The organism is Streptococcus sp. V940 (assembly GCF_054353495.1).
Map to the genome: position 1 here is coordinate 114057 of NZ_JBTHHZ010000002.1, position 14762 is coordinate 128818.

Below are 14762 nucleotides of genomic sequence, written 5' to 3' on the forward strand. Positions count from 1 at the left end.
TCCTCTAGTGAAAATCGACTAGACTTGTGTTATAATAAGAAAGATTAAAATGTGAAAAAAGGAGATTCCTAATGGGACGTAAATGGGCCAATATCGTAGCCAAGAAGACGGCTAAAGATGGAGCTAACTCTAAAGTATATGCAAAATTTGGTGTAGAAATCTATGTAGCAGCTAAAAAAGGTGATCCAGATCCAGAATCAAACTCAGCTTTGAAATTCGTTATCGACCGTGCTAAACAAGCGCAAGTGCCAAAACACGTGATTGATAAAGCAATCGATAAGGCAAAAGGAAATACAGACGAAACCTTTACAGAAGGACGTTATGAAGGGTTTGGACCAAATGGTTCAATGCTCATCGTTGATACCTTGACTTCAAACGTTAACCGTACAGCTGCCAATGTCCGCGCAGCCTTTGGTAAAAACGGCGGAAACATGGGAACTTCAGGTTCTGTATCATACCTCTTTGACAACAAGGGTGTTATCGTATTTGCCGGTGACGATGCTGATGCTATCTTTGAACTCTTGCTTGAAGCAGATGTCGATGTAGACGATGTAGAAGCAGAAGAAGGAACAATCACTGTTTACACAGCTCCAACTGACCTTCACAAAGCTATTGTGGCTTTGCGTGAATCAGGTATCGAAGAATTCCAAGTGACTGAATTGGAAATGATTCCTCAGTCAGAAGTGGAGTTGTCAGGTGAAGATTTGGAAACCTTTGAAAAACTCTACAGCGTACTTGAAGACGACGAAGATGTCCAAAAAATCTATACCAATGTTGATGGGTTCTAATAGAAAAGCGAACAGGCTTAATAGCTGTTCGCTTTTTAGTTATGTTAAACTTTCACTCCATCATCAGTTTGCTCTTTTCTATCCAAGCCTAGGGCAAATTTACGGATGAGAAGAAACTGGCCGTTTTCCTGCTTTGCGAAAGTGAGTACGACTGTCTTGGTGTTTGAACCGAGGGATAGATAGGTGATTTTCTTGATGTCGTAGTCACCTGAGGTTGACTCAATTTCAGAATCTGGTAGTCCATGCTTGCTGATGATATCTTTGTAGTTGGAGCCACCTTTTCCTCTGTTTGCAGTGTCTCCCTCTATCAAAGCATCAAACTGTTCCTGGGTCCAAGAGAAGGTATCAGTATCTTCGATATCCTCTTCATCTGGTTTATAATCTGGTAATTTTCCAAATTCCTCATTTTCTGTTAAAGAGGTCAGACTTCTATATGGATGTCGAAAGTTTTTAGCCAAGTCAGTAAAGACACCAGAAGGTAATACTTGCGTCATTAAGACAAGAAAAATGGATAGAATACCTAGGCTTGTTCCGATAATAGCTAATATTTTACGATTTTTGAGATTAAGGCCGATACCAAAAATGCCTAGGGCTATAGCGATAATGCCAAAGAAAAAGGCTAGTATGCTTATGATTGGTAGCCAGGAACCAAGAAGGGCCAGGGTTCCAAAGATGATGGCAAATATTCCTAAAATTTTCTCTTCTTTATGTTTCATTTGTGAGTTTCTCATTTCTAATCAGGGTGTATTCTTATAGGTGTGAGATAGTGTTTATTATAGATAAAATAAGAGCTGATGTCAATTTCTGCTTAGATAGTTCTCATGAAAACTTTTTTCTTGACATCTTTTCTGAAAATGATAAAATAGTTCTCATGAAAACTTAAATGTTCTTATGAGAACTATTTTTGCTTAGAAGGAGATAGCATGGATAAACCGATGTTGGTCTTTAAACGTTTTGGTCACCAGTTGCATCTGATGGTACAAAAGGAAGCCAAGCGTTGTGGTATTGCATTTATGGGGGGGCCGCAAGGGCAGGTCATTCGTTTTTTAGAACGTCGTGAGCATGAACAAGAATTAACACTCATCAAGGATATTGAACAAGAACTCAATATTACCAAGTCAGTTGCTAGTAATTTAGTCAAGCGCATGGTGCAAAATGGTTTGGTAGAGTTGGAGGTGAGTCCAAGTGATAAACGGGCGAAATTTGTTCATTTGACCGAAAAATCACGCTCTCAAATGAAGCAAGTTAAGTCTTTCTTTGATCGAATTGACCGCAGCTTACTTGATGGTATTTCCGAAGAGAATCTCGCTATTTTTGAAGAAGTCATGGGCCGCCTACAAGCAAATGTAGAAAAAATAGGAGGTAAGAATGAAGAAACTCGCTAAGCGTATCACAGGAAAAGAGTGGGGTATGATTCTAATAACTGTTCTCTTTACCTGTTGCTCGGTCTATCTAGAGTTAGAAGTACCGACTTACGTTTCAAAAATAACAGAATTACTCGGAACACCAGGTACGGAGTTGGGAGACCTTTGGTCGCCAGCAACTAAGATGATGAGTTTGTCATTCTTAGCCTTCCTATCATCTGTAACAGTTGGATTTTTTGCCGCTCGAGTTGCAGCATCCTATACGGCTCATCTACGAAGCGATATTTTTAATCGTGTTTTGGATTACTCCCAGACAGAAATTAAACGTTTCTCAATCCCCAGTCTATTGACTCGGACGACTAATGATATCACGCAGATTCAGATGCTCTTTACCATGGGACTTCAGGTAGTCACTCGAGGACCAATCATGGCATTCTGGGCCATTGGTAAAATCCTTGGCAAGTCAGAATACTGGATTTGGGCAGTAGTGGTGGCAGTCATTGTCAATGTTCTAATGACAACTGTCTTGATGACTTTGGCCTTTCCTAAACAATCTGTCATTCAAAAATTGACAGATAAACTCAATAGCATCACCCGTGAAAGCTTGACAGGGATTCGGGTTGTTCGTGCATACAATGCTGAGGATTACCAAGATAAGAAATTCGAAGAAGCCAATGATGAAGTCACACGACTCAATCTATTTGTCAGTCGCTTAATGGCCATTATGAATCCTATTATGATGGCGATTTCTAGCGGCTTGGTCCTTGCCATTTACTGGATTGGTGCTTATCTTATCAACGACGCTAGCTTGACAGAGCGTCTACCCCTCTTTAGCGATATGGTGGTCTTCATGTCCTATGCTATGCAAGTGGTAATGGGCTTCTTACTAATGGGTGCTCTCTTTATCGTCTTGCCTCGTACCTTGGTTTCTGCAGGTCGTATCAATCAAGTCTTGGACCTCAATTCCACTATTGAAAATCCTAGTCACCCACAGACAGCAAACTCTTCTGTAATTGGTCAAGTGGAATACCGCGACGTAACCTTCCGCTACTCTAAAAACTCAGAAGCAGTTGTGGAACATGTCAGCTTCAAGGCAGAAGCAGGGGAAACCATTGCCTTTATCGGCTCAACTGGTTCAGGTAAATCTACTCTAGTTAACCTCTTGCCCCGTTTTTATGATGTGTCAGAGGGAGAAATTCTAGTAGACGGCGTCAATGTTCAGAATTATGACTTAGAAGATTTGCGTAATAAAGTTGGCTATATCCCTCAAAAAGCTGTGCTCTTTTCAGGAGATGTTAAGGGCAATCTCGACTTTGGTAAGAGTCAAGAAACGCCACTAAGTGAGACGGCCATGTGGCAAGCTCTGGAATTGGCTCAATCTAAAAACTTTATAGAGGATAAGGAAGCGGGTCTTGAATCAGAAGTGGCTCAAGGTGGGACCAATTTCTCAGGTGGACAAAGACAACGTTTGGCCATTGCACGCGCCTTGGCTCGTAAACCAGAGATTCTCATTTTTGATGATTCATTCTCAGCCTTGGACTACAAGACAGATCGTATCTTGCGTCAAGTATTAGCTGAAAAAACACAATCCATGACCAAGTTAATCGTTGCCCAACGCATTTCAACCATTATGGATGCAGACCTGATCTTAGTCTTGGATCAAGGTAAAGTCGTGGGACAAGGCACCCACAAGGAACTTCTCGCAAGCAATGAAGTTTACCAAGAAATTGCCTATTCACAACTATCGAAGGAGGAATTGGAACATGGAAAATAAGAAAATGTCCTTATGGAAACAATGTAGACCTTTTCTAGCAGGTCTCCAACTTCCCCTACTAATCGCAGTTGTGGCGGCTATATGTTCAAGTATTATCACGGTTTATGGACCAACTAAGATCAAAGAAATTACCAATTTGATTTCAGATGGGTTAATGACTGAAATTGACCTAAAGGCTGTCTCAAGTATTGCTAGCTTTTTGGTTATCCTCTATGTGCTTGGGATTATCCTGAACTATACGCAAGCCTATATTTTTTCAACTAGTATCCAACATTTCTCAAAACGTTTGCGGACAGCTATTGCTGAGAAAATCAATCGCTTGCCACTTGCTTATTTTGACCGTCATTCTCAAGGGGACACCCTTTCTCGTGTGACTAATGACGTTGATACAGCAGCTCAGTCTCTTAACCAAAGCCTTGGGACAGTTCTTTCAGCTAGCTTTTTACTGATTGCTGTTTTGATTACTATGTTTGGTATGAACTGGATTTTGGCTCTGGTAACCGTTGTTTCAACCCTTGTTGGATTTACGGCGGTTTCCGTAATTATGGCCAAGTCGCAGGGCTACTTTAAAGCTCAACAAAATAACCTAGCAGCTGTAAATGGCTATGTGGAAGAAATGTACTCTGGCCACAATGTGGTGACCAGCTATAATGCTGTGGAACCAACAAAAGATACATTTGCAGGCTTGAATCAGAATCTACATGATAGCATCTGGAAATCTCAGTTTATCTCTGGAATTATGATGCCTGCCATGGTCTTTGTAGGCAACTTTAGTTATGTTCTAGTCATTATCGTCGGTGCTGCCTTGGCTCTTGAAGGGTATATCAGTATCGGGATTATTGTAGCCTTCATGGTTTATGTTCGAACCTTCTCGCAGCCCTTATCACAGATTGCCCAAGGAATTACCAGCTTACAACAAGCTAGTGCAGCCATGACTCGTGTCTTCGAATTTCTAGGTGAAGAGGAAATGGAAGATGAATCTCATAAGGAAAGACAATTGACCAACATGAAGGGTGAAGTGGTCTTTGACAGGGTTTCATTTGGCTACACACCAGAGCGAACAATCATTCATGACTTTTCTGCGACAGCTCATGCAGGTCAAAAGGTCGCGATTGTCGGACCAACTGGTGCTGGGAAGACGACCATTGTTAACCTCTTGATGAAATTCTATGAGATTGATAAGGGAAGTATTCGCATTGATGGTGTGGATACCAAGGCTATGAAGCGCTCAGAAGTACACGATGCCTTTTCAATGGTCTTGCAGGATACCTGGCTCTTTGAAGGAACCATTCGAGACAATCTCATCTACAATCAAACAGGAATTAGTGATGAAGAAGTGATTGAAGCTGCCAAAGCAGTCGGAATCAACCACTTCATCACAACCTTACCTGATGGATACGATACTGTTTTGGATGATACAGTGACCTTGTCAGTCGGACAGAAACAACTCTTGACCATCGCTCGTGCTCTGCTCAAGGATGCTCCGCTCTTGATTCTGGACGAAGCAACATCCTCAGTCGATACTCGTACGGAGGAGTTGATTCAAAAGGCTATGGACCGTTTGATGGAGGGACGCACATCCTTTGTCATCGCCCACCGCTTGTCTACGATCCGCAATGCTGATTTGATTCTGGTCATGAAAGAAGGAAACATCATTGAGCAAGGCAATCATGAAGAGCTTATGGCTCAGGGTGGTTTCTATGCAGACCTCTACAATAGTCAATTTACAGAAGACCAAGCAGAAGAATAAATCTCAGAAGGCTTGACGGCCTTCTTTTTCTGCACTATACTAGAGTAGGAGATGCTAGCAGGCTTCTTGTGTAAAATCTAAAAATAACGAGAAAATATATGAAAAACTATCAAGAGTGGTACGACAAGAGGAAATCAAGCCTCCTTCGCTATCCACAAGGATTACAACTGATGCGAATTTTTAATCGCATGATGACAGTTCTGATGCCCTTGGCTTACTTGACCTTGTTGGGAACAAACTTTGTAAGTAAAGGGGTTGGGAAAGAACTTTCTGCTTATATTTTAGTTCCAGCTTTAGGCTTTGTCCTATTGACGCTAGTTCGTAAGTGGATCAATCAACCGCGTCCCTATGAGACTTGGGAAATTATTCCGCTACTAGACAAGGACAGCTCTGGGAATTCAATGCCTAGTCGCCATGTCTTTTCAGCAACCATCATTTCCATGGCTTGCCTGCATGCAAATCTGCTTGTGGGGTTGGTTTTGTTGGTCTTATCAGTTCTTCTCGGTCTTGTGCGGGTCTTAGGAGGCGTTCATTATCCCAAGGATGTTTTAGTTGGCTACGCCTGTGGTCTCCTCTTGGGAATTCTTTTCTTTATTTTGTAAGAAGCAAAGCAAGTGGGCTTGGCCTCGTAACCACTTACGGGTTAAAAGTGACCACTTGCTTTTTTGCCCTTGTAAAGTCTTCTGGCCTTTGGTATAGTAGATGCAGAAAGGAGATAGGATGAAGTTACGAATCGAGATTGATAGTGAATTAACTGAGACAGAGATTGTCATCAAGGCTGCAGCCCTGACAGATGAGATAGCTGACTTGCAACGACTCTTGCAAGAAACCAAGGCTCCTAGGTTGATCTTTTACAAGGGGACGGGTGAGTACTACTTAGACTTGGCAGAAATCCTCTTCTTTGAGACGGAAGGTAGCAAGATTTACGCCCATACCCAGAAAGAGGCCTACGAGGTTCGGCTCAAGCTTTATGAGTTGGAGTCTATCCTGCCACGTTATTTCAGTCGGGTATCCAAGTCGACCATTGCCAATATCCGGCAAGTTTACTCGGTTGACAAGTCCTTCTCAGGGACAGGCACTATTTCCTTTTATCAAACCCACAAGGAGGTTCACGTGTCACGGCACTACCAATCCCTCCTAAAAGAAAATCTAAGAAACATGAGGTAAGAATATGAAAAAGAAAGCATTTGGTATTGTGTTGCTAGTATTGGCAGCTTTAGTATTATTACAGGGGAATTTTGGAATTCCTTCATTTGGAGGGCAGATTTGGCCCTTGATTGGTATTGGATTTTTTGCCTATCAATCAGTTGAGGCAATCCTTCGTCGTCATTTCACTTCAGCCTCCGTTACAGCCCTAGTGGCCCTCATGATTGCGAATCATTTTTATGACATTTTACCGATTCCCAATCAATCACTGTTCTGGGCGAGTGTTCTCATCGTGCTTGGAGTAAGTATGCTGACTCATACTAACAGAACTTGGAATGGGAAAAAATGGTGGTATGACGGTGAAAAGACCATTCTGACAGACAAGGAAGTCGCTTTTGGGGCGGGTACATTTTACAAGCAAGACCAAGAATTAGTAGAAGACGAGTTTGAAGTCGGATTTGGGAATGCCAAAATCTATTATGATAATGCAGAGATGTTAGGAGATAGCGCAACCTTGAAGATAGAAGTTGGATTTGGGAATGCAGTTATCTATGTGCCCCAACACTGGAGAGTGGACCTGAAGGTGGAAACTTTTTGTGGTGCGGCCAAGGCAGATGCTCCTGTAGCCCCAACCAGCAAAACCTTGATTATCCGTGGTGATGTAGCTTTCGGGAAACTTGGTGTCGTCTACGTCAAATAAAAAAAGTCTTCCAATTCCCTTGCCAAAAATAAGAAAGTGTGATAACATAGTACGGTATGTGGTGCTAGCACATCCGCTATATTAGATCTAATAGGAGGAAAACACAATGGCTAAAGTATGTTACTTTACAGGTCGTAAGACTGTATCAGGAAACAACCGTTCACACGCGATGAACCAAACTAAACGTGCCGTAAAACCAAACCTTCAAAAAGTTACTGTTCTTATCGATGGTAAACCTAAAAAAGTTTGGGCTTCAGCTCGTGCTTTGAAATCAGGAAAAGTAGAACGCGTTTAATAAACATGAAAAGACCTACAAGGGTCTTTTTTGTTTTACTCGACAGCTGAAATCATTTGAAAAATCAAGCAAATATCCGATGATACATCATTCTGCTTTTACAGTTGGGCTGAAATATGATAAAATAGAGTATCAACTATTTGAGGTAAAAAAAATGACTGTAAAAATTAATACAAAAGATGGTCAAGTCGAACTGACAGATGATGTAATCGCTACTGTCGTAGGTGGTGCAGCAACTGAAATTTTTGGTGTAGTCGGTATGGCTAGTAAAAATGCCCTCAAAGATAATTTCCAAGCCCTTCTTGGTAAGGAAAATTATTCAAAAGGTGTAGTCGTTAAAGCAGCTGAAGACGGTAGTATTGCAGTTGATGTATATACTGTATTGAGCTACGGTACAAAAATCAGTGAAGTTTCAAAAAACATCCAAGAACGTGTTCGCTTTAGCCTAGAGAACCAACTTGGAATCACTGCTCAAACTGTGAATGTCTACATTCAAAATATCAAAGTTGTAGGAGAATAATCGTGTCAAATATTACTACAAGCTTATTTCAAGAAATGGTACAGGCTGCTTCAACTCGTTTGAACAAGCAAGCCGAATATGTCAATTCATTGAACGTCTTCCCAGTTCCAGACGGAGATACAGGGACAAACATGGGAATGACGATCGAAAATGGTGCTAAAGAAGTAGCAGACAAACCAGCTTCAACTGTAGGTGAGGCTGCAAGTATCTTGGCTAAAGGTCTTTTGATGGGTGCGCGTGGAAACTCAGGAGTTATCACTTCTCAGCTTTTCCGCGGATTTTCACAAGCCATCAAGACAAAAGAAGAGTTAACAGGAAAAGACCTAGCTCTTGCCTTCCAATCAGGTGTTGAGGTTGCCTACAAGGCTGTTATGAAGCCTGTTGAAGGGACAATCTTGACCGTATCACGTGGAGCTGCTATCGGTGCTAAGAAAAAAGCAGAACAGACAGATGACGCAGTTGAAGTGATGCGTGCAGCCTTGGAAGGAGCTAAAGCAGCCCTTGCTAAAACTCCAGAAATGCTTCCTGTATTGAAGGAAGTTGGAGTTGTGGACTCAGGTGGACAAGGTTTGGTCTTCATCTATGAAGGATTCCTTTCAGCTCTTACTGGTGAATACAGTGCGTCTGAAGACTTTGTAGCGACTCCAGCGAATATGGGTGAGATGATCAATGCAGAACACCACAAATCTGTAGCCGGACATGTAGCAACTGAAGACATTACCTTTGGTTACTGTACTGAAATCATGGTTGCCCTTAAACAAGGTCCAACTTATGCTAAAGAGTTTGACTACGAAGAATTCCGTAACTACTTGAACGACCTTGGGGATTCTCTACTTGTTGTCAATGACGACGAAATCGTTAAAGTTCACGTCCATACAGAAGATCCAGGACTTGTTATGCAAGAAGGTCTCAAGTATGGTAGCTTGGTCAAGGTTAAAGTCGATAACATGCGTAACCAACACGAAGCGCAAGTAGAAAAAGAAGCTCAAGTCAGCAAGCCGGCTGAAGAAAAAGAATATGCTCTTATCGCAGTAGTAGCTGGACAAGGATTGGCAGACATCTTCCGTGCTCAAGGTGTGGACTATGTCATCGAGGGTGGACAAACCATGAACCCTTCGACAGAAGACTTTGTCAAGGCTGTTGAGAAAGTTAATGCTCGTAACATCATCTTCTTGCCAAACAACAAAAACATCTTCATGGCAGCTCAATCTGCAGCTGAAGTATTGGAACAACCAGCTGTTGTAGTAGAAGCGCGTACAATTCCTCAAGGATTGACAAGCCTTCTAGCATTTGACCCAAGCAAGTCTATCGAAGAAAACCAAGAACGCATGACTGCAGCCCTTGGCGATGTTGTCAGCGGTAGTGTAACAACAGCCGTTCGTGACACGACTATTGATGGTCTAGAAATTCATGAAAATGACAATCTTGGTATGGTGGATGGTAAGATTCTCGTATCAAATCCTGATATGCACCAAACCTTGACTGAAACCTTGAAACACATGTTGGATGAAGACAGTGAAATCGTAACTTTCTATGTTGGCGAAGACGGAAGTGAAGAATTGGCAAATGAAATTGCTCAAGAAATCGCAGAAGAATTCGAAGATGTTGAAGTAGAAATTCACCAAGGTCAACAACCGGTTTATCCATATCTTTTCAGTGTGGAATAAGAATGAAATAGAAAACGAAAGAGGTCGGGAAAAGATTCCCGATCTTTTTGATTTGCAATGAGTTTTGGACCCAGTAGCTGATTGGTGCTAGAAAATCAATCCAATCTAGTAATTTCTGTTCCATCATTTTTAATGACATTTGTCATATTTCCTCATGACAGAAGCTTCTAGTGGCAATAACCTCAAAGAGATATACTAGATGTATCAAATGGAGGAAGAAAAAAATGAAACATAAAGTAATTGTCGCAATGAGTTTAGTAGCAGCAGGAGTCATGACTTATCTCATGTTCTCAGGATTGGACGAAGGCTTCTATCATTTTCCTTGGGAACTATTTGCAGGATTTGGCATGATCTCTTGGTTGATCCGAGAAGGTTTGAAATTAGTCTCAGATGTGAAAAAGGAGTTTGAAAAATGAAAAAAGCGATTCTCTATCTTTTTATTGGATTGTCACTAGTGGTATGGTTGGTAGAAATGTTTACAGGTTGGTTTGATCAAGCCTTCCTTCACCAATTCATCCGTGGAGCATGGGGATTAGGATTTATGATTTTTATCGCCTTTCCGATGGGAAAGGAGTGGCTGAAAGGAGAATATCATGAACATGATTAAGGTAGAAAGCCTAAATAAAAACATCAAGGGCAAGGCTATTTTGAAGGATATATCCTTTGAGGTAGCGGAAGGTGAATGCGTCGCCTTGATTGGTCCCAATGGTGCTGGGAAGACCACACTCTTGGACTGTTTGCTAGGAGATAAACTGGTCACCAGCGGTCAAGTATCCATCCAAGGCTTGCCAGTGACGAGTTCTCAGTTAGACTATATTAGAGGCTACCTGCCTCAAGAAAATGTCATCGTTCAGAAATTAAAGGTTAAAGAGTTGATTACTTTCTTTCAAACCATTTACCCAAATCCCTTGAGCAACCAGGAAATCGATCAACTATTGCAGTTTGACAAGCAACAAAAAGAGCAATTCGCAGAAAAATTGTCAGGTGGGCAAAAGCGTCTCTTCTCTTTTGTCTTGACCTTGATTGGGCGACCAAAGCTAGTCTTTTTAGATGAGCCGACTGCGGCTATGGATACTTCAACCCGTCAACGCTTTTGGGAAATTGTTCAGGACCTAAAAGCGCAGGGAGTTACCATTCTTTATTCGTCCCATTACATCGAAGAGGTAGAGCATACAGCTGACCGGATTTTGGTCTTAAATAAGGGAGAGTTGATTCGTGATACGACACCTCTAGCCATGCGCAGTGAGGAGATTGAAAAGCACTTCATCCTACCTCTGGCTTACAAGAAAGTCGTTGAGCAGTCTAACTTGGTTGAAAACTGGTCACAAAAACAAGATGCCCTGCAAGTAGTCACACGTGAAGCGGATGCTTTCTGGGAACTGTTAGTCCAAGCAGGATGTAGCATACAAGAAATTGAAGTCAATAACCGCAGTTTGCTGGATACAATCTTTGAAGAAACACAAAAGGGAGATGACTAAGATGAAACGATGGATCGCATTAAATAAGATAGAATTTCTATTGACCAAACGGCAACTGGTCTATTATTTATTATCAGTAGGGATGCCGACAGCCTTCTATTTATTCTTTTCAGGCATGTACCAGGACACACCAGGTGGACCTGCGAATTTTATGCGCGACTACCTCATCTCCATGACAGCCTTTTCCATGATGTCGACAGCTATCTTTTCATTTCCAGTTGTTTTACATACCGACAAGATTAACAACTGGCAGAAAATATTACGTCATAGCCCTGTAAATATGGTAGAATATTATCTATCAAAGATAACAAGTATGATGGTTGATTATTTGGTCTCAATCCTGGTTGTTTTCTCAGTTGGGCATTTTGTAAGAGGTGTGGATATGTCTCTTGGAAACTGGATTGGGGCTGCGCTCTTGCTGATAGTAGGAAGTGTTGCCTTTGTAGCACTTGGATTGACCTTGACTCTCTTACCGTCCAGTCAGCTGATGTCTGTCGTGGGCAATCTTCTTTACTTTGGCTTGGCTGTTTTAGGCGGACTCTGGATGCCCGTCTCTTTATTTCCAGACTGGATGCAAGCAATCGGGAAGCGACTACCAAGCTATCAGTTGATGGAATTGATCAAGACCTTCTTAAATGAGGGTGGCATCAATCTATCAGCCACAATTTATCTACTTGTTTTTTCAGCTGTTTTGTTTGGTTTGACCATTTACCTTCAAGGTCATAAGGAGAATGCTTAATGCTTGAAAGACTGAAAAGCATACACTATATGTTTTGGGCCAGTTTAATTTTTATGATTTTCCCCATCCTACCTGTAGTGACTGGGTGGCTTTCTGCCTGGCATTTATTGATTGATATTCTATTTGTAGTGGCGTATTTGGGTGTTTTAACAACTAAGAGCCAGCGCCTATCTTGGCTATATTGGGGCCTCATGCTGACTTATGTAGTTGGGAATACTGCCTTTGTTGCTGTTAATTATATCTGGTTTTTCTTTTACCTTTCTAATCTCTTAATTTATCATTTCAGGGTGCGGAGTCTACGTTCTCTTCATGTCTGGACTTTTCTCCTTGCTCAAGTTCTTGTTGTTGGACAACTCATGATGTTTCAGTCAGTCGAAACTGAGGCTGTAGCCTTTGAGCTTGGGATTCTTACTTTTGTCGATTTGATGACATTGGGTTTGGTTCGGATTCGCATTGTCGAGGATTTGAAAGAAGCTCAGGCCAAGCAAAATGCTCAGATAAATTTATTGCTTGCTGAAAATGAACGCAGTCGTATCGGTCAGGATTTGCATGATAGTCTGGGGCATACCTTTGCTATGCTGAGTGTCAAGACAGATCTGGCCTTGCAGTTATTTCAGATGCAGGCCTATCCACAGGTGGAGAAGGAATTAAAAGAAATTCACCAGATCAGCAAGGATTCCATGAATGAAGTACGAACCATTGTAGAAAATCTGAAATCACGGACCCTAGCATCAGAGCTTGAGACTGTCAAAAAGATGCTGGAGATTGCTGGAATTGAAGTTGAGGTTGATAATCAGTTGGACAAGGCTAGCCTGACTCAGGATATAGAGTCGACAGCCGCTATGATTTTGTTAGAACTGGCGACCAATATCATCAAGCATGCCAGCGCTGAAAAAGCCTATCTAAAACTGGAACGCACAGACCAGGAATTGCTATTGACAGTTAGAGATGATGGGAAAGGTTTTGCAACTGTAAAAGGGAATGAACTCCATACAGTCCGTGACCGTGCAGCAGCCTTCTCAGGTCAAGTAGAGCTGGTCAGTTTGAAAGATCCCACAGAGGTGCGCGTGCATCTACCTTATAAGGAGAGAAAGTAGATGAAAGTATTAGTCGCAGAAGATCAAAGTATGCTGAGAGATGCCATGTGCCAGCTCTTAAGCTTTCAACCAGATGTGGAGACTGTCTTGCAGGCGAAAAATGGAGCCGAGGCTATCGAGGTTTTGGGGAAAGAAGCAGTAGATATTGCCATCCTTGACGTCGAAATGCCAGTCAAGACGGGACTAGAAGCACTTGAGTGGATCAAACAAGAAGTGCCTGAAACCAAGGTGGTTATCGTTACGACCTTTAAACGTCCAGGCTATTTTGAACGAGCGGTCAAAGCAGGAGTCGACGCCTATGTCTTGAAAGAGCGAAGCATCGCCGAACTCATGCAAACCCTGCATACGGTGTTAGAGGGACGCAAGGAATATTCTCCAGAGCTCATGGAAGTCATGATGACCCATCCCAATCCCTTGACCGAGCAAGAAGTCGCTGTTTTGCATGGAGTTGCCCAAGGCCTGTCCAACCAAGAAATTGCGGATAAGCTCTACCTCTCAAATGGCACTGTCCGTAATTACATGACCAATATCCTCTCCAAACTAGGCGCCAGTAACCGAACCGAAGCAGCCAAAACTGCCGAGGAAGAAGGCTGGTTGTGAGGGGAGAAATAAAAACCTCCTGAATAAATCAGGAGGTTTTTCAAGAGTGGGAAAATTGTAAAATTCTAATATAAATCTTCAAGACTTCTGTATTCTATAACTTCATTCTTTATGATACTCTTTTTAAATTCAAAATGATTCAATGGATTATCGATTAATACTAACTTTGGAATATCATCTAGGTTGGTAACCAAGGATAAAATAAAATCTGATTGGAACTCTTTCGCTTTCTCAAATTCTCTAGCGGTCAAACGAATACGCCCTTTAGGTTTTCGAATACCTTTAACTTCGGCAAGGTATGAATGTTCTTGAACATCTACTTGGAAATCATAACCATCACCATAAAGGCGGGCATCGGTTAATTGTCCACCTTGGAATTTTTCTTCTTTATCAAAATGAAGTATGAAATAGTTCTCTGCTTCCATTCCAGTTTCTTGGAGACGTTTGAATTTAGTTCGGACTATTGGCTTTTCAACGACGGCTATGCCTGTTTTCTTCCCTTCACTTGCAAGTAGCATTTTAACGATTTCTGCAAAACTGTGAACATCTTCATTCCCAAACATCATGTCAATTAAATCTTTACGAAAACGGTAGACTTCAGCTTTTTGCCACCAACCTTTTCGATTGTTATCAAAATAGGGGTCGAATAAATCCATTCTATTTTTAACTACCCCAGTTGTTTCTGCGATTCCTAAAGAAACTATATAACGATAAAACTCGGATTTACTAGAGCATTGAAACTCTTTTATAAATAGCTTATCAAACTTGGCAAGACCATAGCCAATTAAATTTAACAATTCATAATGAGGGTGTTTAGACATAACTTTCTCCATCAATTGATATT

General features: G+C 41.6%; 18 protein-coding genes. 16 read left to right on the forward strand and 2 right to left on the reverse strand.

Translation table 11 applies throughout. The features are described from left to right. The first annotated feature begins 71 nt into the window (after positions 1–71). Positions 72–788, forward strand: coding sequence for a YebC/PmpR family DNA-binding transcriptional regulator (locus ACXYSM_RS06460; RefSeq protein ID WP_458634780.1), 717 nt, complete (start codon positions 72–74; stop codon positions 786–788). 44 nt (positions 789–832) lie between these two features. On the opposite strand, the gene ACXYSM_RS06465 is transcribed toward ACXYSM_RS06460, so the two are convergent. Beyond that, positions 833–1504: a hypothetical protein gene (locus tag ACXYSM_RS06465; RefSeq protein WP_458634781.1), complete on the reverse strand. Its 672-nt coding sequence runs from the start codon at positions 1502–1504 to the stop codon at positions 833–835. A gap of 207 nt (positions 1505–1711) precedes the next feature. Here ACXYSM_RS06465 and ACXYSM_RS06470 point away from each other — a divergent pair, with 207 nt between their 5' ends. The 15 genes from ACXYSM_RS06470 (at position 1712) to ACXYSM_RS06540 (ending at position 13918) form a co-directional block, all read left to right on the forward strand. Further along, positions 1712–2173, forward strand: a complete 462-nt coding sequence (locus ACXYSM_RS06470) for a MarR family winged helix-turn-helix transcriptional regulator (RefSeq protein WP_458634782.1) — start codon at positions 1712–1714, stop codon at positions 2171–2173. Continuing rightward, positions 2157–3926, forward strand: a complete 1770-nt coding sequence (locus ACXYSM_RS06475) for an ABC transporter ATP-binding protein (protein WP_458634783.1) — start codon at positions 2157–2159, stop codon at positions 3924–3926. Before ACXYSM_RS06470 ends, ACXYSM_RS06475 begins: the two co-directional genes overlap by 17 nt. Further along, positions 3916–5676 (forward strand): ABC transporter ATP-binding protein, encoded by a 1761-nt coding sequence (locus tag ACXYSM_RS06480; RefSeq protein ID WP_458634784.1) that lies wholly within the window; start codon positions 3916–3918, stop codon positions 5674–5676. Before ACXYSM_RS06475 ends, ACXYSM_RS06480 begins: the two co-directional genes overlap by 11 nt. Positions 5677–5774: 98 nt before the next feature. Beyond that, positions 5775–6278: a phosphatase PAP2 family protein gene (locus ACXYSM_RS06485; protein ID WP_458634785.1), complete on the forward strand. Its 504-nt coding sequence runs from the start codon at positions 5775–5777 to the stop codon at positions 6276–6278. 118 nt (positions 6279–6396) lie between these two features. Next, the gene (locus tag ACXYSM_RS06490; RefSeq protein ID WP_004250544.1) at positions 6397–6843 is read left to right on the forward strand and encodes a LytTR family DNA-binding domain-containing protein; all 447 of its coding nucleotides are present in this window, start codon (positions 6397–6399) and stop codon (positions 6841–6843) included. 4 nt (positions 6844–6847) lie between these two features. After that, the gene (locus ACXYSM_RS06495; RefSeq protein WP_414310221.1) at positions 6848–7522 is read left to right on the forward strand and encodes a LiaF transmembrane domain-containing protein; all 675 of its coding nucleotides are present in this window, start codon (positions 6848–6850) and stop codon (positions 7520–7522) included. A 106-nt stretch (positions 7523–7628) separates the two neighbouring features. Continuing rightward, entirely contained in the window at positions 7629–7817 is a 189-nt protein-coding gene (rpmB, locus tag ACXYSM_RS06500; RefSeq protein ID WP_001140948.1) for a 50S ribosomal protein L28, read from the forward strand. A 154-nt stretch (positions 7818–7971) separates the two neighbouring features. Then, positions 7972–8337 (forward strand): Asp23/Gls24 family envelope stress response protein, encoded by a 366-nt coding sequence (locus ACXYSM_RS06505; protein WP_000216443.1) that lies wholly within the window; start codon positions 7972–7974, stop codon positions 8335–8337. Positions 8338–8339: 2 nt separating this feature from the next. Continuing rightward, complete coding sequence (locus ACXYSM_RS06510) at positions 8340–10004, forward strand: DAK2 domain-containing protein (protein ID WP_458634786.1); 1665 nt, start codon at positions 8340–8342, stop codon at positions 10002–10004. A 224-nt stretch (positions 10005–10228) separates the two neighbouring features. After that, a complete protein-coding gene (locus tag ACXYSM_RS06515; RefSeq protein ID WP_250307727.1) occupies positions 10229–10420 on the forward strand; it encodes a hypothetical protein in 192 nt (63 codons plus the stop codon). Next, positions 10417–10611: a hypothetical protein gene (locus ACXYSM_RS06520; protein WP_006146175.1), complete on the forward strand. Its 195-nt coding sequence runs from the start codon at positions 10417–10419 to the stop codon at positions 10609–10611. Before ACXYSM_RS06515 ends, ACXYSM_RS06520 begins: the two co-directional genes overlap by 4 nt. Continuing rightward, on the forward strand, positions 10598–11482 hold the full coding sequence (locus tag ACXYSM_RS06525; RefSeq protein ID WP_458634787.1) for an ABC transporter ATP-binding protein: 885 nt from the start codon (positions 10598–10600) through the stop codon (positions 11480–11482). The genes ACXYSM_RS06520 and ACXYSM_RS06525 overlap by 14 nt, the downstream gene beginning before the upstream one ends. A gap of 1 nt (position 11483) precedes the next feature. Beyond that, positions 11484–12221: an ABC transporter permease gene (locus tag ACXYSM_RS06530; RefSeq protein WP_458634788.1), complete on the forward strand. Its 738-nt coding sequence runs from the start codon at positions 11484–11486 to the stop codon at positions 12219–12221. Beyond that, positions 12221–13318, forward strand: a complete 1098-nt coding sequence (locus tag ACXYSM_RS06535; RefSeq protein ID WP_447263697.1) for a sensor histidine kinase — start codon at positions 12221–12223, stop codon at positions 13316–13318. Before ACXYSM_RS06530 ends, ACXYSM_RS06535 begins: the two co-directional genes overlap by 1 nt. Beyond that, complete coding sequence (locus ACXYSM_RS06540; protein ID WP_006154868.1) at positions 13319–13918, forward strand: response regulator transcription factor; 600 nt, start codon at positions 13319–13321, stop codon at positions 13916–13918. Positions 13919–13983: 65 nt separating this feature from the next. Here ACXYSM_RS06540 and ACXYSM_RS06545 read toward each other — a convergent pair whose 3' ends face one another. Further along, positions 13984–14739 carry a protein NO VEIN domain-containing protein gene (locus ACXYSM_RS06545; RefSeq protein WP_458634789.1) on the reverse strand — a complete coding sequence of 252 codons (756 nt, stop codon included), beginning with the start codon at positions 14737–14739 and terminating at the stop codon, positions 13984–13986. Positions 14740–14762 lie beyond the last annotated feature (23 nt).

What these genes read in the sequence shown, in the direction of transcription:
- ACXYSM_RS06460 (WP_458634780.1), top strand. Translation starts at nt 72, where the DNA reads ATGGGACGTAAATGGGCCAATATCGTAGCCAAGAAGACGGCTAAAGAT.
- ACXYSM_RS06465 (WP_458634781.1), bottom strand. Translation starts at nt 1,504, where the DNA reads ATGAAACATAAAGAAGAGAAAATTTTAGGAATATTTGCCATCATCTTT.
- ACXYSM_RS06470 (WP_458634782.1), top strand. Translation starts at nt 1,712, where the DNA reads ATGGATAAACCGATGTTGGTCTTTAAACGTTTTGGTCACCAGTTGCAT.
- ACXYSM_RS06475 (WP_458634783.1), top strand. Translation starts at nt 2,157, where the DNA reads ATGAAGAAACTCGCTAAGCGTATCACAGGAAAAGAGTGGGGTATGATT.
- ACXYSM_RS06480 (WP_458634784.1), top strand. Translation starts at nt 3,916, where the DNA reads ATGGAAAATAAGAAAATGTCCTTATGGAAACAATGTAGACCTTTTCTA.
- ACXYSM_RS06485 (WP_458634785.1), top strand. Translation starts at nt 5,775, where the DNA reads ATGAAAAACTATCAAGAGTGGTACGACAAGAGGAAATCAAGCCTCCTT.
- ACXYSM_RS06490 (WP_004250544.1), top strand. Translation starts at nt 6,397, where the DNA reads ATGAAGTTACGAATCGAGATTGATAGTGAATTAACTGAGACAGAGATT.
- ACXYSM_RS06495 (WP_414310221.1), top strand. Translation starts at nt 6,848, where the DNA reads ATGAAAAAGAAAGCATTTGGTATTGTGTTGCTAGTATTGGCAGCTTTA.
- rpmB (WP_001140948.1), top strand. Translation starts at nt 7,629, where the DNA reads ATGGCTAAAGTATGTTACTTTACAGGTCGTAAGACTGTATCAGGAAAC.
- ACXYSM_RS06505 (WP_000216443.1), top strand. Translation starts at nt 7,972, where the DNA reads ATGACTGTAAAAATTAATACAAAAGATGGTCAAGTCGAACTGACAGAT.
- ACXYSM_RS06515 (WP_250307727.1), top strand. Translation starts at nt 10,229, where the DNA reads ATGAAACATAAAGTAATTGTCGCAATGAGTTTAGTAGCAGCAGGAGTC.
- ACXYSM_RS06520 (WP_006146175.1), top strand. Translation starts at nt 10,417, where the DNA reads ATGAAAAAAGCGATTCTCTATCTTTTTATTGGATTGTCACTAGTGGTA.
- ACXYSM_RS06525 (WP_458634787.1), top strand. Translation starts at nt 10,598, where the DNA reads ATGAACATGATTAAGGTAGAAAGCCTAAATAAAAACATCAAGGGCAAG.
- ACXYSM_RS06530 (WP_458634788.1), top strand. Translation starts at nt 11,484, where the DNA reads ATGAAACGATGGATCGCATTAAATAAGATAGAATTTCTATTGACCAAA.
- ACXYSM_RS06535 (WP_447263697.1), top strand. Translation starts at nt 12,221, where the DNA reads ATGCTTGAAAGACTGAAAAGCATACACTATATGTTTTGGGCCAGTTTA.
- ACXYSM_RS06540 (WP_006154868.1), top strand. Translation starts at nt 13,319, where the DNA reads ATGAAAGTATTAGTCGCAGAAGATCAAAGTATGCTGAGAGATGCCATG.
- ACXYSM_RS06545 (WP_458634789.1), bottom strand. Translation starts at nt 14,739, where the DNA reads ATGTCTAAACACCCTCATTATGAATTGTTAAATTTAATTGGCTATGGT.